This window comes from Leptothrix sp. (in: b-proteobacteria) (assembly GCF_965250675.1).
Taxonomy (GTDB): Bacteria; Pseudomonadota; Gammaproteobacteria; order Burkholderiales; family Burkholderiaceae_C; genus Sphaerotilus.
Genome location: NZ_CBDFPH010000001.1, coordinates 478,495 through 498,740, shown reverse-complemented (window position 1 = coordinate 498,740; position 20,246 = coordinate 478,495). Strand labels below are relative to the sequence as shown.

The 20,246-nt window shown below is 67.8% G+C and carries 20 protein-coding genes and 1 tRNA gene; 10 read left to right on the top strand and 11 right to left on the bottom strand.

Going from position 1 to position 20,246, the window contains the following annotated elements; translation table 11 throughout:
• Positions 1–17: 17 nt before the first annotated feature.
• The 3 genes from AC5IG3_RS02110 to ocd form a co-directional block, all read right to left on the bottom strand.
• Positions 18–2,024: a multicopper oxidase family protein gene (locus AC5IG3_RS02110; protein WP_491904621.1), complete on the bottom strand. Its 2,007-nt coding sequence runs from the start codon at positions 2,022–2,024 to the stop codon at positions 18–20.
• Positions 2,025–2,387: 363 nt separating this feature from the next.
• Positions 2,388–3,032: an urease accessory protein UreG gene (gene ureG, locus AC5IG3_RS02105; protein ID WP_491904620.1), complete on the bottom strand. Its 645-nt coding sequence runs from the start codon at positions 3,030–3,032 to the stop codon at positions 2,388–2,390.
• Positions 3,033–3,066: 34 nt separating this feature from the next.
• The gene (ocd, locus tag AC5IG3_RS02100) at positions 3,067–4,140 is read right to left on the bottom strand and encodes an ornithine cyclodeaminase (RefSeq protein ID WP_491904619.1); all 1,074 of its coding nucleotides are present in this window, start codon (positions 4,138–4,140) and stop codon (positions 3,067–3,069) included.
• 142 nt (positions 4,141–4,282) lie between these two features.
• Between ocd and AC5IG3_RS02095 the strand changes: the two genes are divergently transcribed.
• Positions 4,283–4,708 carry an Lrp/AsnC family transcriptional regulator gene (locus AC5IG3_RS02095; RefSeq protein ID WP_491904618.1) on the top strand — a complete coding sequence of 142 codons (426 nt, stop codon included), beginning with the start codon at positions 4,283–4,285 and terminating at the stop codon, positions 4,706–4,708.
• A gap of 13 nt (positions 4,709–4,721) precedes the next feature.
• On the opposite strand, the gene asd is transcribed toward AC5IG3_RS02095, so the two are convergent.
• From asd to AC5IG3_RS02070, 5 genes are all read right to left on the bottom strand, one after another.
• Positions 4,722–5,570, bottom strand: coding sequence for an archaetidylserine decarboxylase (gene asd / locus AC5IG3_RS02090; RefSeq protein ID WP_491904617.1), 849 nt, complete (start codon positions 5,568–5,570; stop codon positions 4,722–4,724).
• Positions 5,571–5,650: 80 nt separating this feature from the next.
• The gene (arsH, locus tag AC5IG3_RS02085) at positions 5,651–6,373 is read right to left on the bottom strand and encodes an arsenical resistance protein ArsH (RefSeq protein WP_491904616.1); all 723 of its coding nucleotides are present in this window, start codon (positions 6,371–6,373) and stop codon (positions 5,651–5,653) included.
• Positions 6,374–6,400: 27 nt separating this feature from the next.
• Positions 6,401–7,078 carry an aquaporin gene (locus tag AC5IG3_RS02080; protein ID WP_491904615.1) on the bottom strand — a complete coding sequence of 226 codons (678 nt, stop codon included), beginning with the start codon at positions 7,076–7,078 and terminating at the stop codon, positions 6,401–6,403.
• Between the two features lie 4 nt (positions 7,079–7,082).
• Complete coding sequence (locus tag AC5IG3_RS02075) at positions 7,083–7,613, bottom strand: arsenate reductase ArsC (protein ID WP_491904614.1); 531 nt, start codon at positions 7,611–7,613, stop codon at positions 7,083–7,085.
• A 3-nt stretch (positions 7,614–7,616) separates the two neighbouring features.
• Positions 7,617–7,964 carry an ArsR/SmtB family transcription factor gene (locus AC5IG3_RS02070; protein ID WP_491904613.1) on the bottom strand — a complete coding sequence of 116 codons (348 nt, stop codon included), beginning with the start codon at positions 7,962–7,964 and terminating at the stop codon, positions 7,617–7,619.
• Between the two features lie 134 nt (positions 7,965–8,098).
• Between AC5IG3_RS02070 and AC5IG3_RS02065 the strand changes: the two genes are divergently transcribed.
• From AC5IG3_RS02065 to AC5IG3_RS02050, 4 genes are all read left to right on the top strand, one after another.
• Positions 8,099–8,175, top strand: a tRNA-Met gene (locus AC5IG3_RS02065).
• Positions 8,176–8,289: 114 nt separating this feature from the next.
• Positions 8,290–9,702: a tRNA (N6-isopentenyl adenosine(37)-C2)-methylthiotransferase MiaB gene (miaB, locus tag AC5IG3_RS02060; RefSeq protein ID WP_491904612.1), complete on the top strand. Its 1,413-nt coding sequence runs from the start codon at positions 8,290–8,292 to the stop codon at positions 9,700–9,702.
• A 234-nt stretch (positions 9,703–9,936) separates the two neighbouring features.
• Positions 9,937–12,051 (top strand): PhoX family protein, encoded by a 2,115-nt coding sequence (locus AC5IG3_RS02055; protein WP_491905034.1) that lies wholly within the window; start codon positions 9,937–9,939, stop codon positions 12,049–12,051.
• A gap of 48 nt (positions 12,052–12,099) precedes the next feature.
• On the top strand, positions 12,100–13,068 hold the full coding sequence (locus AC5IG3_RS02050; RefSeq protein ID WP_491904611.1) for an MBL fold metallo-hydrolase: 969 nt from the start codon (positions 12,100–12,102) through the stop codon (positions 13,066–13,068).
• Between the two features lie 21 nt (positions 13,069–13,089).
• On the opposite strand, the gene AC5IG3_RS02045 is transcribed toward AC5IG3_RS02050, so the two are convergent.
• Positions 13,090–13,371: a hypothetical protein gene (locus tag AC5IG3_RS02045; protein ID WP_491904610.1), complete on the bottom strand. Its 282-nt coding sequence runs from the start codon at positions 13,369–13,371 to the stop codon at positions 13,090–13,092.
• Between the two features lie 48 nt (positions 13,372–13,419).
• Between AC5IG3_RS02045 and hemA the strand changes: the two genes are divergently transcribed.
• The 5 genes from hemA (at position 13,420) to AC5IG3_RS02020 (ending at position 17,698) form a co-directional block, all read left to right on the top strand.
• Positions 13,420–14,724, top strand: coding sequence for a glutamyl-tRNA reductase (gene hemA, locus AC5IG3_RS02040; protein ID WP_491904609.1), 1,305 nt, complete (start codon positions 13,420–13,422; stop codon positions 14,722–14,724).
• Positions 14,725–14,729: 5 nt separating this feature from the next.
• Complete coding sequence (gene prfA / locus AC5IG3_RS02035; RefSeq protein ID WP_491905033.1) at positions 14,730–15,818, top strand: peptide chain release factor 1; 1,089 nt, start codon at positions 14,730–14,732, stop codon at positions 15,816–15,818.
• Entirely contained in the window at positions 15,815–16,639 is an 825-nt protein-coding gene (gene prmC / locus AC5IG3_RS02030; protein ID WP_491904608.1) for a peptide chain release factor N(5)-glutamine methyltransferase, read from the top strand. Before prfA ends, prmC begins: the two co-directional genes overlap by 4 nt.
• Before the next feature lie 95 nt (positions 16,640–16,734).
• Positions 16,735–17,049 (top strand): Grx4 family monothiol glutaredoxin, encoded by a 315-nt coding sequence (gene grxD, locus AC5IG3_RS02025; protein WP_491904607.1) that lies wholly within the window; start codon positions 16,735–16,737, stop codon positions 17,047–17,049.
• Positions 17,050–17,131: 82 nt separating this feature from the next.
• Entirely contained in the window at positions 17,132–17,698 is a 567-nt protein-coding gene (locus AC5IG3_RS02020) for a UbiX family flavin prenyltransferase (protein WP_491904606.1), read from the top strand.
• On the opposite strand, the gene AC5IG3_RS02015 is transcribed toward AC5IG3_RS02020, so the two are convergent.
• On the bottom strand, positions 17,699–18,412 hold the full coding sequence (locus AC5IG3_RS02015; protein ID WP_491904605.1) for a lytic transglycosylase domain-containing protein: 714 nt from the start codon (positions 18,410–18,412) through the stop codon (positions 17,699–17,701).
• A 17-nt stretch (positions 18,413–18,429) separates the two neighbouring features.
• Positions 18,430–20,175, bottom strand: a complete 1,746-nt coding sequence (locus AC5IG3_RS02010; protein ID WP_491904604.1) for a proline--tRNA ligase — start codon at positions 20,173–20,175, stop codon at positions 18,430–18,432.
• Between the last annotated feature and the right edge of the window lie 71 nt (positions 20,176–20,246).

The following is a 20,246-nucleotide window of genomic DNA, read 5'->3' as shown; positions in this document are numbered from 1 at the left end:
TATCGGCAGCAGGGGGCTCAGGGCTTGTCGTTGGTGTCGCCCACGTCGTCGACGCGGAACAGCAGCATCATGCCCTTGTCCTCATGCACAACGTTGTGGCAGTGCATGGGGTAGACGCCGGTGTAGTCGGTGGCCTTGACCCAGTACTCCACCTCGTCACCTTCGCCCAGCCAGACCACATCCTTGCGGCTGAATTCGGGCGAGTTGGTCGGGATGGCCACGCCGTTGCGGCTGATGATGCGGCCTTCGACGAAGTGGTTGTGGATCGGATGCGCCCAGCCTCCGCCGGACTTGAACAGCCAGCGCTCGATGCGGTCCTTCTTCATCGTGAAGCGGACTTCGTCGCAGCTGATGGGCTTGCCGTTGACGACCCAGCCGCCATTACCGCGGCCCCAGGCGAAGTAGCGGGTGACGGTGGGCGTGGTCAGCGGCGGCAGGCTGATGGGGGCGAAGCTGGTGATCTGCGCCGGGTCGGCACTGGCGTCGGCAGTGATGGCCCCCAGGCGGAACTCCATCAGCGCGTTCTTCAGCTGGCCGGGCACATCCAGCGGATTGTCCTTGTCCGGACCGCGGCCGCTGTCCTGAATCAGGCGGTTTTCCAGCCACAGGCGCGTGGCGCCCGCTGCGGGGCCACCGGAGGCGGTGAGCTTGTTGAAGTCCACGATGATGTCGGCCCGCTCGGCCACCGACTGGCGCGAGCTGAACACCTGCAACGGCTTGGGCAGCAGGTTGCCGTCGTTGGCGATCTGCCAGAACGGGATCCGCTGCGACGGGTTGTCCGGGTTGGTCAGGAACAGCTGGTAGAAACGTGACGGCCCCATGTCCAGCAGGCGCAGGCGATAGCGGCGGCGCTCGACGTTGAAGTACGGCTGGATCTTGCCGTTGACCATGTACTTGTCGCCGAGGTGGCCGTTGTCGTCGGCCACGTCGAACACGGCCTGACCGGTGGCGGGGTCGATGCGCAGGTCCGTGAAGATCAGCGGGATGTCGTACTTGGGGTAGCTGGGCAGGCGGAAACCGGTGCGCTCGTCGCCGGTGTCGTATTCGTTGAAGACGATGTGGAAGCCGGCCAGGCCCTTGTAGACGTTCTCGGAGGTGTGGGCCTCGCGGTGGTCGTGGTACCAGAGGGTGCCCAGCGTCTCGCGCACGTCACCGTCGGGCGTGCCCGGCTTGGTGAAGCCCGAGCGCTTCATGTTGTAGTAGTAGTCGTAGTACTGGCCGCGGAAGAAGAACCGGCCTTGCGTCAGCGGGTTCTCGGACAGCGCACCCAGACTCGGGTCGCACGGGCCGCCGTCGCTGTCGGGCGCCGAGTGGAAATTGTGCAGGTGCGTGGACACCTCGTTGCGGCCAAAACCGCCGCTGGGCGGGCCGTCCGGCAGGTTGTTGAAGCGGCGCACCAGGATGGCGGTGTTGGCGCCCGCCTGGTAGCGGCTGACGATGGTGGGCATCGGCGTCATCGGCTTGTCGACGTTCATGTCCGCACCACCGAGGTTGGAGCCCCAGAAGTTGGTCTGCTTGGGCAGGCTGGGGTGGATGGACACCGGTGGCACCGCGCCGTAGCGCTGGGCGAAGAAGAACTTGGGCGGGTTGAGTTCGCGCAGTTGGTGCGGCTCGCCACGGCCTTCGTAGGGAATGCCGGTGGCGGGGTTGACGGCGCGGTTGGGCGCAATCGTGGGCGGGAAGGCCGAGAAAGCCGGGTCGGTCAGCGGGCGCTGGGGCAGCTCCGGAATGATCTGCAGCGGCTCGGCGAACGACGACATCGTCGGGCTGGGCGTGCGGGCCACCGCGCCGGTGGGCTGGAAATTGGTGTTATTCAGCGTGGACAGGAAGTTGGTCCACGGCGACAGCAGGCCGCCGACAAGACCGAGCAAGGTCTGGCCCTGGCTGGCCGTCGAGGCGCCGAGCAGCCCGGCCGGCACGGCCACAGCACCCAGCCTGAACAGGTCGCGGCGCTTGGGCTCGACTGATGAGATGACGTCCGGCGACGGCGTCACGGACGAATCGGACGGTGATGAGTTCGGCATGGCTTCAGGCCCCCTAAGCAGCATATGGAAGGCGCAGCGCAGTCAGTGAACCGCTGTGCTGCAACAAATGGAACCGAGTCACGCAATCCGGACCACTCTCGGCAAGTCTCAGGAAACTTGTCCTGCACTTGGCTTCGACGTGTCTGGGGTCTGCGCCTGGTTTCTTGATTTTTCTTAACGATTTCGAAGCCGGAGCGTAACTCTTCACATCATTTGTTTCAAATGCTTACATTAATGAGAGATTTATTTGAGGGCCATTACAAATTTGGCACAAATAGATGTGGATGCAGATGTCACAAAGCGCTGCGCCCGCCGGTTCTCGGCGGGCGCAGCAGCAGTCAACCGATCACAAAGGACCGGTAGTCAGGCGGTCAGCAGGCCCTTGGTCTCGATGAAGCTCACCACCTCGGCCAGGCCCTGGCGGGTCTTGAGGTTGGTCATCACGAAGGGGCGGCTGGGGCGCATGCGCTGGGTGTCGGCTTCCATCACCGCCAGATCGGCGCCCACGTAGGGGGCCAGGTCGACCTTGTTGATCACGAACAGGTCGCTCTTGGTGATGCCCGGGCCGCCCTTGCGCGGGATTTTTTCGCCCGCAGCGACGTCGATGACGTAGATCGTCAGGTCGCTCAACTCGGGGCTGAAGGTCGCGGCCAGGTTGTCGCCGCCGGACTCGATGAAGACGATGTCCGCATCGGGAAACTTCTCCAGCATGCGGTCGACGGCTTCGAGGTTGATCGACGCGTCTTCCCGGATGGCGGTGTGTGGGCAGCCGCCGGTCTCGACGCCCATGATGCGTTCGGGCGCCAGCGCGCCCGACACCGTCAGCAGGCGCTGGTCTTCCTTGGTGTAGATGTCGTTGGTGACGACGACGAGATCCCATTTCTCGCGCATCGTCTTGCACAGCATCTCGACCAGGGTGGTCTTGCCGGAGCCGACCGGCCCGCCCACGCCCACGCGCAGGGGTGGGAGTTTCTTGCTGCGGCCGGGGATGTTGTGCAAGGCGGTCATGCTGGTGGCGGCCGCTGGGGGCCGTGGTGATGGATCAGGCCGCAGTCTTTGCAAGGGCTGCGCCAAGTGCGTTGGCCTGCGCCGGGTGACGAGCCTGGCCGAGTTGCGAGAACAGGTCCTTCGGGTCCGCCAGGCCCGGCACCAGCACCACCGGCTGGCCCAGGCCCAGCTCCCTGGCGCTGTCGCGCAGCCAGCGCAGCGTGGCGAAGTCTTCCAGCGCGAAGCCGACCGAGTCGAACACCGTCACCTCGGCATCGCTGCGGCGGCCCGGCGCCTGGCCGGTGATGACGCGCCACAACTCGGTCACGGCAAAGTCGGCCGGCATCTGCTGGATGTCGCCTTCGATGCGGCTCTGCGGCTCGTACTCGACGAACACATTGGCGCGCTGCAACACGTCGGCGGCCAGTTCGGTCTTGCCCGGGCAGTCGCCGCCCACGGCGTTGAAGTGCATGCCGGGTTCGAGCCACTCGGGTTCGATGATGGTGGCCAGCGCCTTGTCGGCGGTGATGGTGGTGACGATGTCCGCGCCACGCACCGCTTCGGCGCAAGTCGCACAGATTTGGAGCTTCAGGCCCGCGATCGCGCTCAGGTTACGCACCAGTTTGGCGCTGGCGGCCGGGTCAATGTCATATAGGCGGATTTCGTCGATGCCCAGCAGGTAGTGGAAGGCCAGCGCCTGGAACTCGCTTTGCGCGCCGTTGCCGATCAGCGCCATGCGGCGGCTGCCCGGGCGGGCCAGCGTGCGGGCAGCCAGCGCCGAGGTGGCGGCAGTGCGCAGCGCGGTGCTCAGCGTCAGCTCGCTCAGCAGCAGCGGCCGGCCGGTCGAGACCTCAGCCAGCACGCCGAACGCCATCACCGTGGGCAGGCCCACCTGGGTGTTGACCGGGTGGCCGTTGACGTACTTGAAGGTGTAGAACTCGGCGTCGGAGATCGGCATCAGCTCGATCACGCCGTCGTCGCTGTGGTTGGCGACGCGGGCGCTCTTGTCGAACTCCGGCCAGCGGCGGAAGTCGGATTCCACGTAACCCACCAGGCGCTCGAAGGCCGCAGGCAGGGTTTGGGCAGCCACGATCTGGGCGACGTCTTGGGGGGTGAGGAGCAGGGTCATGATGGAGCTTGGCAGAGAGCCGGTGCAGGAATGAAGTGATTGTTCCGGCCCTCAGACGCAAGCACTAGCGCACAAGCTGCTTCAAATTGCTGGATAAACTGCCATTTCGACAGACTTCAATGCCACATTGAGCAAAACCGCCATGGACTCGACCGACCAGGAACTGATTGCGCTGCTGCGCACCGATGCCCGCGCCAGCATCGCCACGCTGGCGCACCGGCTGGGCGTGTCGCGTGGCACGGTCAGCAACCGGCTGACCAAGCTCGAAGACAGCGGCGTGATCGTCGGCTACGCGGTCAAGCTGCGCCCGGACGTGCAGACCGAGCAGATCCGCGCCTGGACCAGCATCGCGGTCGAGGGCAACCAGACCCGCCAGGTGATTGCCGCGCTGCTGGGCGAGCCCGGCGTGGCCGCGCTGCACGACACCAATGGCCGCTGGGACCTGCTGGCCGAGCTGCGCTCAAGCAACCTCAACGAACTGGCAGCGGTGCTGGAGCGCATCCGGCTGCTCAAGGGCATCGGCGCGACCGAGACCAGCATTCACCTGCAGACGTATCGGCTCGACTGAGCCCGCAGACCACTCAGGGCAGCGTGTCGGCCATCGCCTCGCCGAGGCGGATTTCGCGCGTCGGCGTCCAGGCCGGGTTGAACTGCAGCGGCCCCTGCGGGAACAGCATCACCACGGTCGAGCCGAGCAGGAAGCGGCCCATTTCCTCGCCCCGGCGCAGCGTGACGCGCTGGTCGTCATAGCGCCATTCGCGCACCTGCTTCGTGCGCGGCGGGTTGACCAGGCCGTGCCAGACCGTGGCCATGCTGCCGACGATGGTCGCTCCCACCAGCACCAGCACGAAGGGGCCGTTGCGGCCCTCGAACACGCACACCACCCGCTCGTTGCGCGCAAAGAGTCCCGGCACGCCGCGCGCGGTGGTCGGGTTGACCGAGAACAGCTCGCCCGGCACGTAGATCATGCGCAGCAGCCGGCCGTCGCACGGCATGTGGATGCGGTGGTAGTCACGCGGGCTGAGGTAGAGCGTGGCGAAGTGGCCGTTCTGGAACTGCGCCGCCAGCGCCGCGTCGCCGCCCACCAGCGCGGTGGTGCTGTAGCGGTGGCCCTTGGCCTGGAAGACCTGGTCGCCCTCGATGGCGCCGAACTGGCTGATCGCGCCATCCACCGGGCAGATCAGGTCGGCGTCCGCCAGTGGCCGGGCACCGTCTTTCAGCGCGCGGGTGAAGAACTCGTTGAAGCTGGCGTAGCGGGCGATGTCGGGCTCGGCCGCCTCGCTCATGTTGACGTTGTAGCGCCGCACGAAGTCGCGAATGATGCCGGTGGTGATCGCGCCCGCCTGGCCGCGCGCCACCCAGCCGGCAAAGCGGGTCAGGGCCTGCTTGGGGAAAACATACTGGGGCAGGACGGCAAGACGATCAGACACGGCGGGGCCTTGTGGACAGAAGGTGGGCGGGAACGCGGCGCGCCAGTGTATCGACGCGGCACCGCGCCCGCTGCCTTCCATCAAAGGCTGGGCTGGTTGACGCGTTTGGACAAGGCCTCGGCGCTTTCACGGCGCTCGCTGTAGCGGTCGACCAGGCAGGGCGTGGCGTCGCGCGTCAGCAGCGTGAACTTCATCAGCTCTTCCATCACGTCGACCACGCGGTCGTAGTACGACGACGGCTTCATGCGGCCGGCCTCGTCGAACTCCAAAAACGCCTTGGCGACCGACGACTGGTTGGGAATCGTCAGCATGCGCATCCAGCGGCCCAGCACGCGCAGCTGGTTGACGGCGTTGAAGCTCTGCGATCCGCCACTGACCTGCATCACCGCCAGCGTCTTGCCCTGGGTGGGCCGCACGGCGCCGCTGTTGAGCGGAATCCAGTCGATCTGGCTTTTCAGGATGCCGGTCATGGCACCGTGGCGCTCAGGCGAGGTCCACACCATGCCCTCGGCCCACAGCGCCAGCGCGCGCAACTCGGCCACCTTGGGATGCGACTCGGGCGCGCCATCAGGCAGCGGCAGCCCGGTGGGGTCGAAGATGCGGGTCTCGCCGCCCAGGGCCTGCAGCAGCCGCGCGGCCTCTTCGGTCAGCAGGCGGCTGTAGGAGCGCTCACGCAGTGAGCCATAGAGCAGCAGGAAACGCGGCGCGTGCGTCGAAGGCGCAGCCGCGTGCAGGCGGGCGAGGCTCGGCACCTCGAACAGCGTGGCGTCCAGCGCGGGGAAGGTCAGCGGGGTTTCGGACATTTAGGGGTGATCCATGAAGGTGGGGGATCAAGTGCCAGGCTGCGCCGACGGGGCCGTCACAGCACCCAGCGACCGGTGAATCAGCACCCCCAGGCTGGCGCCGATCAGCTCGGCCAACACAAAGCCCGGCACGCTGGCCGGGGCGATGCCGGCAAAGCTGTCGCTGAACAGGCGCCCGAAAGCGGCGGCCGGGTTGGCAAACGACGTTGACGCGGTGAACCAGTAGGCCGCACCGATATAGGCCGCCACCATCGCTGCCACCCGGTCAGGCGGCGCGCGCAGGATCACCAGCAGCAGGCCGGCGGTGGCCACGGCCTCGGCGATCCAGGTCCCCGCGCCAGCGCGCACGTGGCCGGAGAACTGCAGGATGGCCAGGTCGAACATCGCATGCGCCAGCCACGCCCCCAGCAGGGCGCCCAGCAACTGCGCCGCGATATAGGGCAGCAGCAGCGAGCGGTTCAACGCGCCACGCGCAGCCATCACCAGCGACACCGCCGGGTTGAAGTGCGCGCCGCTGACGGGGCCGAAGACCTCGATCAGCACATAGAGCCCACCGACCGTAGCCGCCGTGTTGGCCAGCAGCGCAACGCCGACGTTGCCGCCCGACAGCCGCTCGGCCATGATCCCGGAGCCGATCACCACCGCCAGCAGCAGCGCGGTGCCCAGTGCCTCGGCAAAGAGTTTCTGGAGCGTGGAGGCATTCATCGCGTCAGGACTGGCCGATCTCGACCAGCGCCGCCTGCAGCGCAGCGCGGTCCAGCGTCGCATCAGGTTGGGCCAGCAGCGCCAGCAGTTGCAGCATGCGATAGCCAATGGCCTGGCGCGTCAGCTCGAAGGCGCGACGCTTGCCCTCATCGCCGCCCTCGGCGTTCGACGGATCGGGATAGCCCCAGTGCACCTTGACGGGCTGCGCGCCGCTCAAACCTGCACTCACGCCACCAAAGAACACCGGGCAGGTTTCCGCCGCCGCGCTGTCGCAGACCGTGATGACGATGGCCAGCGGCGGCGCGCCTGGAGTACTGAACTCGTCCCAGCTCTTGCTGCGGTAGCCGGTGGTGTCAACGCCGGCGTGCTGGAGCGCCTCCAGCGCGAACGGATTGAGCCGGCCGCTGGGCGCACTGCCCGCGCTGTGCGCCTGGACATCAGCACCGAGCTTGGCGGCCCAGTGGTTGAGCATGCCTTCGGACAGCACGCTGCGCGCCGAGTTGTGGGTGCAGAGGATGAGGACGTGGGTGGTCATGGTTCAGCAGTCGGTGCAGGGTTGGGAAGCAGCGGAAACAGCAGAAATGGCATCGATGGCGCAAGGCTCGCCCTGGCAGCAGTGCGCGGTCAGGTAGGCCAGCAGCGCGTTCATCTGCGCGATCGCGGGGCGGTAGATCAGGCTGCGGCCGTCGCGCTCCTGCGTCACCAGGCCGGCGTGCGTCAGCTCTTTCAGGTGGAACGACAACGTCGAGGCCGGCACGTCCAGCGCAGTCGACAGCGCGCCGGGCGTCAGGCCGGCCGGGCCCGCGCCGACCAGGGCGCGAAACACGCGCAGGCGCATGGCCTGGGCCAAGGCAGCAAGGGAGGTGACAGCGTCTTTTTCTTCCATGATTCTATTTTTATCGAATCATGGAAGAAATTCAAGTCAACGTGATGACAGCGCCTACCCGAACAAAGTCAGCAAATAAATTCTGCAAGACTGTCTTGCGCCGCCCTGTTTTCTGTATAGAATATCGGTCTCTTGGCGCTTTAGCTCAGTCGGTTAGAGCGATGGAATCATAATCCACAGGTCCGCGGTTCGAGTCCGTGAAGCGCCACCAAACATAGATGACGTCCCCAAGCCCCGTGCTTGGGGACGTTTTTCTTTGTGCGATCCGTTTTCATCCCCTGCCCTGCGCAGCCGCTGGCTCTACACCATGTCCGAGGCGCTTTCCATGCACACCCCTGCCCCCGAATCGTCCGTCGCCGTCCTCTCCAGTGAAGTCGACGCGCCCGTCCATCCCGCTGACGGCGGCAAGAAGGTCTACATCCGGACCTTCGGCTGCCAGATGAACGAGTACGACTCGGACAAGATGTCCGACGTCATGCACGCCGCCGAGGGTTACACGCCCACCGACGATCCGGAGCAGGCCGACCTGATCCTGTTCAACACCTGCTCGGTGCGAGAGAAGGCGCAGGAGAAGGTCTTCAGCGACCTCGGCCGCGTCAAGCACCTGAAGGCCAAGGGCGTGCTGATCGGCGTGGGCGGCTGCGTGGCGAGCCAGGAAGGTGCGGCGATCATCGACCGCGCGCCTTATGTGGACGTGGTGTTCGGCCCGCAGACGCTGCACCGCCTGCCGCAGATGCTGGCGCGCCGCAAGCTGCAGGACCGCCCGCAGGTGGACATCAGCTTTCCGGAGATCGAGAAGTTCGACCACCTGCCGCCGGCGCGGGTCGACGGCGCGGCGGCCTTCGTGTCGATCATGGAAGGCTGCAGCAAGTACTGCAGCTACTGCGTCGTGCCCTACACGCGCGGCGAGGAGGTCAGCCGCCCGTTCGACGACGTGCTGACCGAGGTCGCGGTGCTGGCCGACCAGGGTGTCAAGGAAGTGACGCTGCTGGGCCAGAACGTCAACGGCTACCGCGGCAAGATGGGCGACACGACCGAGATCGCCGACTTCGCGCTGCTGCTGGAGTACGTGGCCGAGATCCCCGGCATCGAACGCATCCGCTACACCACCAGCCACCCGAACGAATTCAGCCAGCGCCTGATCGACGCCTACGCGCGCATTCCGCAGCTCGTCAACCACGTGCACCTGCCGGTTCAGCACGGCAGCGACCGCATCCTGATGGCGATGAAGCGCGGCTACACGGCGCTCGAATACAAGAGCACGATCCGCAAGCTGCGCGCGGTGCGGCCCGGCATCAGCCTGAGCAGCGACTTCATCGTCGGATTCCCCGGCGAGACCGACGACGACCACGCCAAGACCATGAAGCTGATCGACGACCTGGGCTTCGACGCCTCGTTCAGCTTCGTCTTCAGCGCCCGCCCCGGCACGCCGGCCGCGGCGCTGGCCGACGACACGCCGATGGAGGTCAAGCTCAAGCGCCTGCAGCAACTGCAGGCCACCATCGAGGCCAACGTCTTCAGCATCAGCCAGACCCGCGTCGGCACCGTGCAGCGCGTGCTGGTCGAAGGCCCGAGCCGCAAGGACCCCAGCGAGCTGATGGGCCGCACCGAGTGCAACCGCATCGTCAACTTCCCCGGCGGCCCGAACCCGGCGCGCCTGCTGGGCCAGCTGATCGACCTGAACATCACGCTCGCCAACCCGCATTCGCTGCGGGGCGAGGTGATCGTCAAAGGCTGATCTCGACGCTCCGCGAACGGGCGGAGCGGCTGTCACCTCCTCGTCATCGTTCGTTCACGAAGGTGCCACGCAGGGTGGGCAACATGGTCACAAATGGAAACATCGCGATGCTGCGGCGTTTCCTCAACCCCCATGCCTGCGACGGAGATGCCCTTGAACAAGCCCCTGCCCACCTCGATCGAGCACAACCTCTACGACGACAACGAGATCGTCAACCCGTCGGCCAACCCGCACATGAACGACCTCGTGGCCGCGCGCCTGAGCCGTCGTCAAGCGCTCAAGGGCGGTCTGGGCGTGACCACTGGCGTGCTGCTGGGCAGCGTGGGCCTGAGCGCCTGCGGTGGCGGTGACGACACCTCGGTCACCTCGGCCAGCAGCACCCCGGCACTCACACTGGGCTTCACCGGCGTGGACAAGAACAAGCTCGACGTGGTGACGGTGCCCACGGGCTACCAGGTCAGCATCCTGCACTCGCTGGGCGACCCGATGCACTGGGGCGACGCCACCTGGAAGAACGACGGCAGCGAGACCGCCGACTCGTACAACCGCCGCATCGGCGACGGCCATGACGGCATGTACTACTTCGGCCTGTCCGAGGCGGGCGTCTTCCAGGCCGACCGCTCCGACCGCGGCCTGCTGTGCGTCAACCACGAATACGTGGTCAGCCCCTATGCGCTGCACCCCGCAGGCCGCACGGCCGGCGCGGCGCGCGTGGCGTCCGAAGTGGACAAGGAAATCAACGCTCACGGCGCCAGCATCGTCGAGGTCAAGCGCGGCAGCACCGGCAACGGCATGACGATGGTGCGCGGCTCGCGCTTCAACCGCCGCGTCACCTCGGCCACCGTCATGGACTTCGGCGGCCCGGTCAAGGGCTCGAACCTGGTCAAGACCAAGTGGTCGACCACCGGCACGCAAGCCCACGGCATGAACAACAACTGCGCCAACGGCTACACGCCCTGGGGCACCTACCTGACCTGCGAGGAGAACTACCTCAACGTCATCAGCCGAGCCGCTCTCGACAACAACAACCGCACGGCCAAGGAAATCGTCGGCCTGAACCGCTACGGCCTGCCGCAGGCCCGCAACAGCCCCTACCTGTGGAACACCGCCGGCACGGCCGACGAGTACGCGCGCTGGAACTCGGCCGTGACGGTCACCACCGGCACCGGCGCGGACGACTTCCGCAACACCATCAACACCTTCGGCTGGGTGGTGGAGATCGACCCGTTCGCACCGGAATCGGTCCCGGTCAAGCGCAGCGCGCTGGGCCGCTTCAACCATGAAGGCGCCTGGCCCGCCAAGGCGGTGGTCGGCCAGCCGATCGTGATGTATTCGGGCGATGACTCGCGCAACGAGTACATCTACAAGTTCGTCTCCAAGGCGCTGTGGAGCGCCGCCGACGTGGGCGGTGGCCTGGCCGCCGGCGCCAAGTACCTCGATGAAGGCACGCTGTACGTCGCTAAGTTCGCGGCCGACGGCACCGGCCAGTGGCTGGAGCTGACCTTCGGCAAGAACGGCCTGGATGCCGCCAACGCCACCTATGCCTTCGCCGACCAGGCCGACGTGCTGATCCACGCCCGCCTGGCCGCCGACTTCCTGGGCGCCACCAAGATGGACCGCCCGGAGTGGGGCGCCGTCAACCCGCTCAACGGCGAGGTCTACGTCACGCTGACCAACAACAGCAACCGCGTCGATCCGGCGGCAGCCACCCTGACGGGCAGCCAGCTCAAGCCCGACGCCGCCAACCCGCGCTACTACGACGACGGCGAGGGCAACAAGGGCAACCCGAACGGCCACATCATCCGCTGGCGTGAAGAGGGCGGCAGTGTGGCCGCCACCAGCTTCGCCTGGGACATCTACCTGTTCGGCGCCGAGAACGACGCTGCGGCCAACGTCAACCTGTCCAACCTGACCGCCATCAACGACTTCTCCAGCCCGGACGGCCTGGTGTTCGACGACCGCGGCCTGCTGTGGATCCAGACCGACGACGGCGCCTACACCGATGTCACCAACTGCATGATGCTGGCCGCCGTGCCAGGCAAGGTCGGTGACGGCAGCGCTGTGACCGCTGCGGGCGGCACCGCCACGATCAAGGGCGCCGACGCCACGGCCGACACCGTGCGCCGCTTCCTGGTCGGCCCGAAGGACTGCGAGATCACCGGCATCACGGTCACGCCGGACGGCAAGACGCTGTTCTTCAACGTCCAGCACCCGGGCGAAGACGGCACGCTGGCCGCTCCGACCAGCACCTGGCCTGCCAGCCAGACCACGGCCACCTCGACCCAGCGCCCGCGCTCATCGACCGTGGTGGTCACGCGCACGGACGGCGGCCAGATCGGTCTGGTCTGAACCCGACCTGAACGGGGTGTGAGCAGGGCCCCGCTAAAGTGCGGGTCCATGCAAGCGCAACCCTCACACGCGGCACCCGCCACGCCACAGGCCGACCCAGGGAGTGATCCCTGGGTCGGCCTGACTGTTTTGCAGCGCGGCTGGCTGTCGTCGAACAACATCGTCCTCCACGGCGCGCCGGGCGAAGGCGCGACGCTGGTCGACAGCGGCCACCTGGTCCACGCCGAACAGACCCAGGCGCTGGTGCGCCACGCCCTGCAGGGCGAGCCGCTGGCGCGGCTGGTCAACACCCACCTGCACTCCGACCACTGCGGCGGCAACGCCACGCTGCAGCGCGAGCACGCCATGCCGGTGTGGATTCCGCCCGGCAACGCCGCAGCGGTGCGCGCCTGGGACGAAGCCGCACTGAGCTACCGCGCCACCGGCCAGCTGTGCGAGCGCTTCCACATGGACGCCGTGCTGCAGCCCGGCCAGGTGCTGGCCGTCAACGGCCGCCACTGGCAGGTGATGGCGGCGCCCGGCCATGACCCGCACTCGGTCATGCTGTTCGAGCCCGGGCACGGCGTGCTGATCTCGGCCGATGCGCTGTGGGAAAACGGCTTCGGCGTGGTGTTCCCCGAACTGGACGGCGTGGACGCCTTCGACGAAGTGGCCGCAACGCTCGACCTGATCGAGTCGCTGCCGGTGCGGGGCGTGATCCCCGGCCACGGCGCACCGTTCACCGACGTGGCCGGCGCCCTGGCCCGCGCCCGCACCCGCTTGGCCGGCTTCGTGGCCGACCCGGCCAGGCACGCCCGCTACGGCGCCAAGGTCCTGATCAAGTACCACCTGATGGAAGTGCGCCGCCAGACACGCGCCGCCTTGCTCGACTGGACGCTGGCCACGCCGCTCTACGCCAGCTCGCACCAGCGCGCCGGCGTGGCGCTGTCAGCAGCCGCCTGGGCCGAAGCGCTGATCAGCGAGCTGCTGGCGCAGGGCGCGCTGCGCGAGGTGGACGGGTGGGTGGTGGATGCGTGAGGGCAAGCGCCAGGCCGCAAGCTACGCCCGCCCTGGCCCGAACCCGCGCCACCACAGCCCCAGCGCACATCCCAGCACCAGCAGCGCGTAGCTGCCGATGCGGCCATCGCGGCCCTGCACCACCAGGCCAACGGCCAGCGCCAGCGCGCCCAGCGCGGCGGCCGGACCAAACAGGCGGCGCCAGGACACGCCCGCCAGCTCACGCCGCCACAGCAGCTTGGCCACGCCAGCGGCGAACGCGGCCACGCACACGGCGGGCAGCAGGAAGTTGATCAGGTGGAGCAGCGCGTCGATCGGGCCCATGGCTTGGCGGATAGCGTGGCGAAAAACCAGCGATCCTACAATTGCGGCATGAGCGTGTTTGCATTGAGCCTGAACCACCACTCCGCGCCGGTCGACCTGCGGGGCCGGTTTGCGTTCACGCTGGAGCAGCTGACCCCCGCGCTGCAAGGCCTGCGCGAGGGCCTGCAGCGGGCCGCGCCCGAGGCGGCGCTGCTGTCGACCTGCAACCGCACCGAGCTCTACATCGCCAGCGATCCGGCCCAGGCGCGTCATCTGGTCGTGCCCGCGCTGGACTGGCTGGCCGCGCACGGCGGCGTCAGTGCCGACGAGTTGCGCCGCCACACCCACGTGCTGGAAGCCAAGGATGCCGCGCGCCACGCCTTCCGCGTCGCCAGCGGGCTGGATTCGATGGTGCTGGGCGAGCCGCAGATCCTCGGCCAGCTCAAGCAGGCCGTACGCGAGGCCGACACCGCCGGCACCTTGGGCACCACCCTGCACCAGCTGTTCCAGCGCAGCTTTTCGGTGGCCAAGGAAGTGCGCACCTCGACCGAGATCGGCAGCCACTCCATCAGCATGGCCGCCGCCTCGGTGCGCCTGGCCGGCCAGCTGTTCGAGGACCTGAGCAAGATCCGCGTGCTGTTCGTCGGCGCGGGCGAGATGATCGAGCTGGCCGCCACCCACTTCGCCGCCAAGGCGCCCAAGCACATCGCGATTGCCAACCGCACGCTGGAGCGCGGCGAGAAGCTCGCGCAGCACTTCGGTGCCGAGGCGATGCGCCTGGCCGACCTGCCGGCGCGGCTGCACGAGTTCGACGCGGTGATCTCCTGCACCGCCAGCACGCTGCCGCTGATCGGCCTGGGCGCGGTCGAACGCGCGTTGAAAGCCCGTCGTCGCCGGCCGATCTTCATGGTCGACCTGGCGGTGCCGCGCGACATCGAGCCCGAGGTGGCCCAACTCGATGACGTCTACCTCTACACCGTCGACGACCTGTCCGCGCTGGTGCAGACGGCCGGCGAAAAGCGGCTGGCCGCCGTGGCGCAGGCCGAGGCCATCATCGACGCCGGCGTGCAGAACTTTGTCCACTGGCTGGCGCAGCGTGGCACCGTGCCACTGATCCAGGCCGTGCAGGCGCAGGCCGATGCGTGGCGTGCCGCCGAGATCGCCCGCGCCCGCAAGCAGCTGGCGCGCGGCGCCGATGTCGAAGAGGTGCTGGAAGCGCTGAGCCGCGGCCTGACGCAGAAAATGCTGCACGGCGCGCTGGCCGAGCTGCACAACGCCGACCCGCAGCAGCGCGCGCAGATGAGCGACACGGTGAGCAGGCTGTTCCTTCGGGGCGAACCACGCGGTCACTCAGGCCATGAGCCGCGCCGATGAGTCTGCTGTCCCCGTTTCTGCGCAGCCAGCTCGAACGCCAGAGCCTGCGCCTGGCTGAAATCGACGCTGCGTTGGCCGACCCCCAGGTCAGCAGCCAGCTCGCCACCCTCAAGAGCCTGAACCGCGAGCACGCGCGCGTGTCGGCACTCAGCGAACGCTGGCTGCGCTTCGCCCAGCGCGAACGTGACCTGGCCGACGCGCAGGCGATGCTGGCCGAGGGCGACACCGAGATGGCCGAAATGGCCGCCGACGAAGCCGCCGCCGCGCAAGCCGACATCGAGCGCCTGGCCGCCGAGCTGCAAACCGCGCTGATGCCGCGCGACGCCGACGACGACCGCAACGCCTTCATGGAAATCCGCGCCGGCACCGGCGGCGATGAATCCGCGCTGTTTGCCGCCGACCTGCTGCGCATGTACCTGCGCCACGCCGAACGCCAGGGCTGGAAAACCGAGATCATGTCGGCCAGCGAGTCCGACCTGGGCGGCTACAAGGAAGTGGTCGTGCGCGTGGAGGGCGACGCCGTCTACGAGGCGCTGAAGTACGAATCTGGCGGCCACCGCGTGCAGCGCGTGCCGCAGACCGAGACGCAAGGCCGCATCCACACCAGCGCCTGCACCGTGGCGGTGCTGCCCGAGCCGGACGAGGCCGAGGAGGTCACGCTCAACCCCGCCGACCTGCGCATCGACACCTACCGCGCCAGCGGCGCGGGCGGCCAGCACATCAACAAGACCGACTCGGCCGTGCGCGTCACGCACATCCCGACCGGCCTGGTGGCCGAATGCCAGGACGACCGCAGCCAGCACCGCAACAAGGCCCGCGCCCTGGCCGTGCTGGGCGCGCGGCTGCGCGACAAGGACCGGCTGGAGCGCCAGGCCAAGGACGCCGCCCAGCGCAAGAGCCTGATCGGCAGCGGCGACCGCAGCGACCGCATCCGAACCTACAACTTTCCGCAGGGGCGCCTCACCGACCACCGCATCAACCTGACGCTCTACAAGCTGGGCGCAGTGATGGAAGGCGAGCTGGACGAGGTGATTGCCGCGCTGCAATCGGCCGCCGCCGCTGAGCAGCTGGCCGAGATGGAAGCGCGCGGATGACTTCAGTCGCCGACGCGCTCAGGCAAGCGCGCACGCTGGGCATCGACCGGCTCGACGCCCAGTTGCTGCTGGCCGACGTGCTGGCGCAGCCGCGCACCTGGCTGCTGACGCATGACGACGCCGTGCTCGACGCCGCGCAGCAAGCGCGCTGGCAAACCGCCCTGAGCCGCCGCGCCGACGGCGAGCCGCTGGCCTACATCACCGGCTGGCATGAGTTTCATGGGCTGATGCTGCATGTCGGGCCGGCCGTGCTCGACCCCCGGCCCGACACCGAAACGCTGGTCGACTGGGCGCTGGAACGGCTGCGCGACAGCGGCCTGAGCGCGCCGCGCGTGGTCGATCTGGGCACCGGCAGCGGCGCGGTCGCGCTGGCCGTCCAGCACGGCTGGCCGCAGGCGAAGGTTTTCGCTGTGGACCTGAGCGCCGATGCGCTGGCCATGGCGCAGCGCAATGGCGCGCGCCTGGGCCTGGCCGTGCAGTGGCGCCAGGGTGACTGGTTCGGCGCGCTGCCGGGCGAGCGCTTCGACCTGATCGTCAGCAATCCGCCCTACATCGCCGACGCCGACCCGCACTTGCCCGCGCTGCGCCACGAGCCGCTGCTGGCGCTGACGTCGGGCGCCGACGGGCTGGACGCCATCCGCCAGATCGTCGCCCGCGCGCCGGAGCACCTCTGCCCGGGCAGCGCGCTGCTGCTGGAGCACGGCTACGACCAGGGCGACGCCGTGGCCGAGTTGCTGCGCCAGCGCGGCTTCCAGGCGATCGCGCATCGGCACGATCTGGCTGGCCATGTGCGCTGCAGCGGCGGCACCTGGCCCGGCTGAAAAGCCGCCGCCGGAAGCCGCGTGCTGACAAGAAACGACGCAATGCCGTATAAACCCGGTTTTCGCGGCACCGCCGCATTCACTTGATTTCTGCCATGTCCACTACCCACGATCGCATCGACACCCTGGTCAAGACCCACCCTGTGGTGCTGTTCATGAAGGGCACTGCCCAGTTCCCGATGTGCGGCTTCTCGGGCCGCGCCATCCAGATCCTCAAGGCCTGCGGCGCGAGCAACCTGACCACCGTCAACGTGCTGGAAGACGCGGAAATCCGCCAGGGCATCAAGGACTACGCCCAGTGGCCGACCATCCCGCAGCTCTACGTCAACGGTGAATTCATCGGCGGCTCGGACATCATGATGGAGATGTTCGAAGCCGGTGAACTGCAGCAGCTGATTGCAGCGCAGTGAGCGCCAGGCGGGCCGAGCGCCGGGCCCCGGCCCACATCCCCTCGGGGGATCGTTCAGCGTATGCGCTGAGCGAGGGGCAGACATGACTCCGCCGCGGCTGGTTGTTGGCATCACCGGCGCATCGGGCGCCATCTACGGTGTGCGGCTGCTGGAGCGCTGCCGTGTGCTGGGCGTGGAGACGCACCTGGTCGTCACCCCGGCCGGCGTGCTCAACGTGCACCACGAGATGGGCCTGGACCGCAAGGGCCTCGAGGCGCTGGCCGACCATTCACACGCGCCCGGCGAGGTCGGCGCCTGCATCGCCAGCGGCAGCTTCATGACCGAGGCGATGGTGATCACGCCCTGCTCGATGAAGACGCTCGCCGCCGTGGCCCACGGCTACGGCGACAACCTGCTGACCCGCGCCGCCGACGTCACGCTGAAAGAGCGCCGCCGCCTGGTCCTGATGGTGCGCGAGACGCCGTTCAACCTTGCCCACCTGCGCAACATGGTGTCGGCCACCGAGATGGGCGCCATCATCTTCCCGCCGCTGCCGGCCTTCTATCACCGGCCGCAGACGATTGATGAGCTGGTCGACGACACGGTCGAGCGGGTGCTGCAGATCAGCGGCGTGCGGTCGTCTGCGCCCAAGGCGTGGGCGGGGCTTTGATCAGCTCGAAGCCGCCTTCGCCAGCCTAGGTGCCGCTTCCCTGTCATCGAACAGCCAGCGCTGCCGTGCGCCGAGCACCATGTTCGGATACGGCGCCTTGCCCCGGCTGCCGTTGTAGCGGCCCAGCGCCATGAACAGGTCGCCCTTTTCGCGGTCGAGGTAATGGCGCAGGATCACGCAGCCGAAGCGCAGGTTGGTTTGCAGATGAAAGAGGCGGCCCGCATCGCCGTCGCCGATCAGCCGGCTCCAGAACGGCATGACCTGCATGTAGCCACGCGCACCGACGCTCGAAATCGCGTACTTGCGGAAGCCGCTTTCCACCTCGACCAGCCCGAGCACCAGCGCCGGCTCCAGGCCCGCGCGGCGGCTTTCGTACCAGAGGGTTTCGAGGAAATCGCGCCGGACGTTGAAGTCGGGCTTGCGCCGCTGCAGGCGCGGGCTTAAAGCGCCCAGCCAGCGCAGGTAGGCCAGCCGGGCATCGATGTGCACGAAGTCGAGCTTGGGCGGCGCGGCGTCAGACACCGCCGCTGACAACGCGGTGCGCACTGAATCGGCCAACGGCTCTTCGACTTGCGAGCCGGCCTGTGCCAGCTTCGGCAGCAACGCCGGCACGGCGCCCAGTGTCAGCAACCGGCCCGCCGTGAAGGTGGTGCGGGCCAGCCAATCGCGGCGTGTGCAGCCGCTTGTGTGATGGCGCGTGGACAGTCGGTTCATGTCACGCGCCCATGGGTTCAGGCCTGGAGTTGCGCCTTGACGAAGGCAGCCACCTCAGCGGCGGCCACGCTGCTGGCAGCGGCGTCGCGCCGGCCCTGGTATTCGACCTGGCCTTCTTTCAGGCCCCGGTCGGAGATCACCACGCGGTGCGGCACGCCGATCAGTTCCCAGTCGGCAAACATGGCGCCGGGGCGCTCGCCGCGGTCGTCGAGCATCACGTCGATGCCGGCGGCCTGCAATTCTTCATGCAGCGCCTCGGCAGCGGCCTTGACGGCTTCCGAGCGGTCCATGCCGATGGGGCAGATCGCCACCGAGAATGGCGCGATCGCGTCCGGCCAGACGATGCCGCGCGCATCGTGGCTCTGCTCGATGGCCGCGCCCAGGATGCGCGTCACGCCGATGCCGTAGCAGCCCATCTCCATCAACGCCGGCTTGCCGGTCTCATCGAGGAAGGTGGCGTTCATGGCACGGCTGTACTTGGTGCCGAGGTAGAACACGTGGCCGACCTCGATGCCGCGCTGAATGGCCAGCACGCCCTGGCCGTCCGGCGACGGATCGCCGGCGACGACGTTGCGGATGTCGGCAATGATGTCCGGCTCAGGCAGGTCGCGGCCCCAGTTGACGCCGGTGAGGTGGAAATCAGCCTCGTTGGCGCCGCAGACCCAGTCGGCCATGTTCGCCACCGTGCGGTCGGCGATGACCTTGACCGGCTTCTTCAAGCCGATGGGCCCCAGGTAGCCGGGCTTGGTGCCGAAGTGCGCTTCGATCTCCGCCAGCGTGGCAAAGCGGAAGCCGGCCTTGAGGCCTTCGACCTTGCCGACCTTGACCTCGTTCATGTCGTGGTCGCCGCGCAGCAGCAGCAGCCAGACGGTGCTCTTGACGATGTCGCCCTTGTCGTTCAATTCATCGGTGGCCAGCACCAGCGACTTGACGGTCTGCGCCAGCGGCAGGTCGAGCAGCGCAGCCACGTCGGCGCAGGTGCTCTTGCCCGGCGTGGCGGTCTTGGTCAGTGCTTGCGCGGCGGCTGCGCGCTGGGCGATCAGCGCCACGCCTTCGGCCAGCTCGATGTTGGCGGCGTAGTCGCTGGTGGGGCAGTAGACGATGGCGTCTTCGCCGGTGTCGGCGATCACCTGGAACTCGTGCGACAGGTCGCCGCCGATGGCACCGGTGTCGGCCGCCACGGCGCGGTACTGCAGGCCGAAGCGGTCAAAGATGCGCTTGTAGGCGGCGAACATGCCGTCGTAGCTCCTGGCGGCGGCAGCCGGGTCACGGTCGAAGGAATAGGCGTCCTTCATCGTGAACTCGCGCCCGCGCATCACGCCGAAGCGCGGCCGGCGCTCGTCGCGGAACTTGGTCTGGATGTGGAAGAAGTTCTTGGGCAACTGCTTGTAGCTGCGCAGTTCCTGCCGGGCGATGTCGGTGACGACCTCTTCGCTGGTCGGCTGGATGATGAAGTCGCGGTCGTGGCGGTCCTTCACGCGCATCAGCTCGGGGCCCATCTTGTCGAAGCGGCCGGTCTCCTGCCAGAGTTCGGCGGGCTGGACCACGGGCATCAGCATCTCGACGGCACCGGCGCGGGTCATCTCCTCGCGGATGATGGCCTCGACCTTGCGGATCACGCGCAGCCCCATCGGCATGTAGGTGTAGATGCCGGCGCCCAGGCGCTTGATCATGCCGGCACGCATCATGAGTTGGTGGCTGATGACTTCGGCGTCAGCGGGCGCTTCCTTCAGCGTGGCGATGAAGAACTGGGATGCTTTCATGAGCGGATGCGGCGTCAGGCGGGAGGGGGAAAGGAAGCACGGGCCGCTGCGGGTTTGTCGCGGGCTTGCGC

What these genes read in the sequence shown, in the direction of transcription:
- ocd (WP_491904619.1), bottom strand. Translation starts at nt 4,140, where the DNA reads ATGACCCTGCTCCTCACCCCCCAAGACGTCGCCCAGATCGTGGCTGCC.
- AC5IG3_RS02075 (WP_491904614.1), bottom strand. Translation starts at nt 7,613, where the DNA reads ATGACCACCCACGTCCTCATCCTCTGCACCCACAACTCGGCGCGCAGC.
- hemA (WP_491904609.1), top strand. Translation starts at nt 13,420, where the DNA reads ATGAGCGTGTTTGCATTGAGCCTGAACCACCACTCCGCGCCGGTCGAC.
- AC5IG3_RS02015 (WP_491904605.1), bottom strand. Translation starts at nt 18,412, where the DNA reads ATGAACCGACTGTCCACGCGCCATCACACAAGCGGCTGCACACGCCGC.
- AC5IG3_RS02010 (WP_491904604.1), bottom strand. Translation starts at nt 20,175, where the DNA reads ATGAAAGCATCCCAGTTCTTCATCGCCACGCTGAAGGAAGCGCCCGCT.
- AC5IG3_RS02095 (WP_491904618.1), top strand. Translation starts at nt 4,283, where the DNA reads ATGGACTCGACCGACCAGGAACTGATTGCGCTGCTGCGCACCGATGCC.
- arsH (WP_491904616.1), bottom strand. Translation starts at nt 6,373, where the DNA reads ATGTCCGAAACCCCGCTGACCTTCCCCGCGCTGGACGCCACGCTGTTC.
- AC5IG3_RS02055 (WP_491905034.1), top strand. Translation starts at nt 9,937, where the DNA reads ATGAACGACCTCGTGGCCGCGCGCCTGAGCCGTCGTCAAGCGCTCAAG.
- prmC (WP_491904608.1), top strand. Translation starts at nt 15,815, where the DNA reads ATGACTTCAGTCGCCGACGCGCTCAGGCAAGCGCGCACGCTGGGCATC.
- AC5IG3_RS02045 (WP_491904610.1), bottom strand. Translation starts at nt 13,371, where the DNA reads ATGGGCCCGATCGACGCGCTGCTCCACCTGATCAACTTCCTGCTGCCC.
- AC5IG3_RS02050 (WP_491904611.1), top strand. Translation starts at nt 12,100, where the DNA reads ATGCAAGCGCAACCCTCACACGCGGCACCCGCCACGCCACAGGCCGAC.
- AC5IG3_RS02070 (WP_491904613.1), bottom strand. Translation starts at nt 7,964, where the DNA reads ATGGAAGAAAAAGACGCTGTCACCTCCCTTGCTGCCTTGGCCCAGGCC.
- ureG (WP_491904620.1), bottom strand. Translation starts at nt 3,032, where the DNA reads ATGACCGCCTTGCACAACATCCCCGGCCGCAGCAAGAAACTCCCACCC.
- grxD (WP_491904607.1), top strand. Translation starts at nt 16,735, where the DNA reads ATGTCCACTACCCACGATCGCATCGACACCCTGGTCAAGACCCACCCT.
- miaB (WP_491904612.1), top strand. Translation starts at nt 8,290, where the DNA reads ATGCACACCCCTGCCCCCGAATCGTCCGTCGCCGTCCTCTCCAGTGAA.
- AC5IG3_RS02110 (WP_491904621.1), bottom strand. Translation starts at nt 2,024, where the DNA reads ATGCCGAACTCATCACCGTCCGATTCGTCCGTGACGCCGTCGCCGGAC.
- AC5IG3_RS02020 (WP_491904606.1), top strand. Translation starts at nt 17,132, where the DNA reads ATGACTCCGCCGCGGCTGGTTGTTGGCATCACCGGCGCATCGGGCGCC.
- AC5IG3_RS02080 (WP_491904615.1), bottom strand. Translation starts at nt 7,078, where the DNA reads ATGAATGCCTCCACGCTCCAGAAACTCTTTGCCGAGGCACTGGGCACC.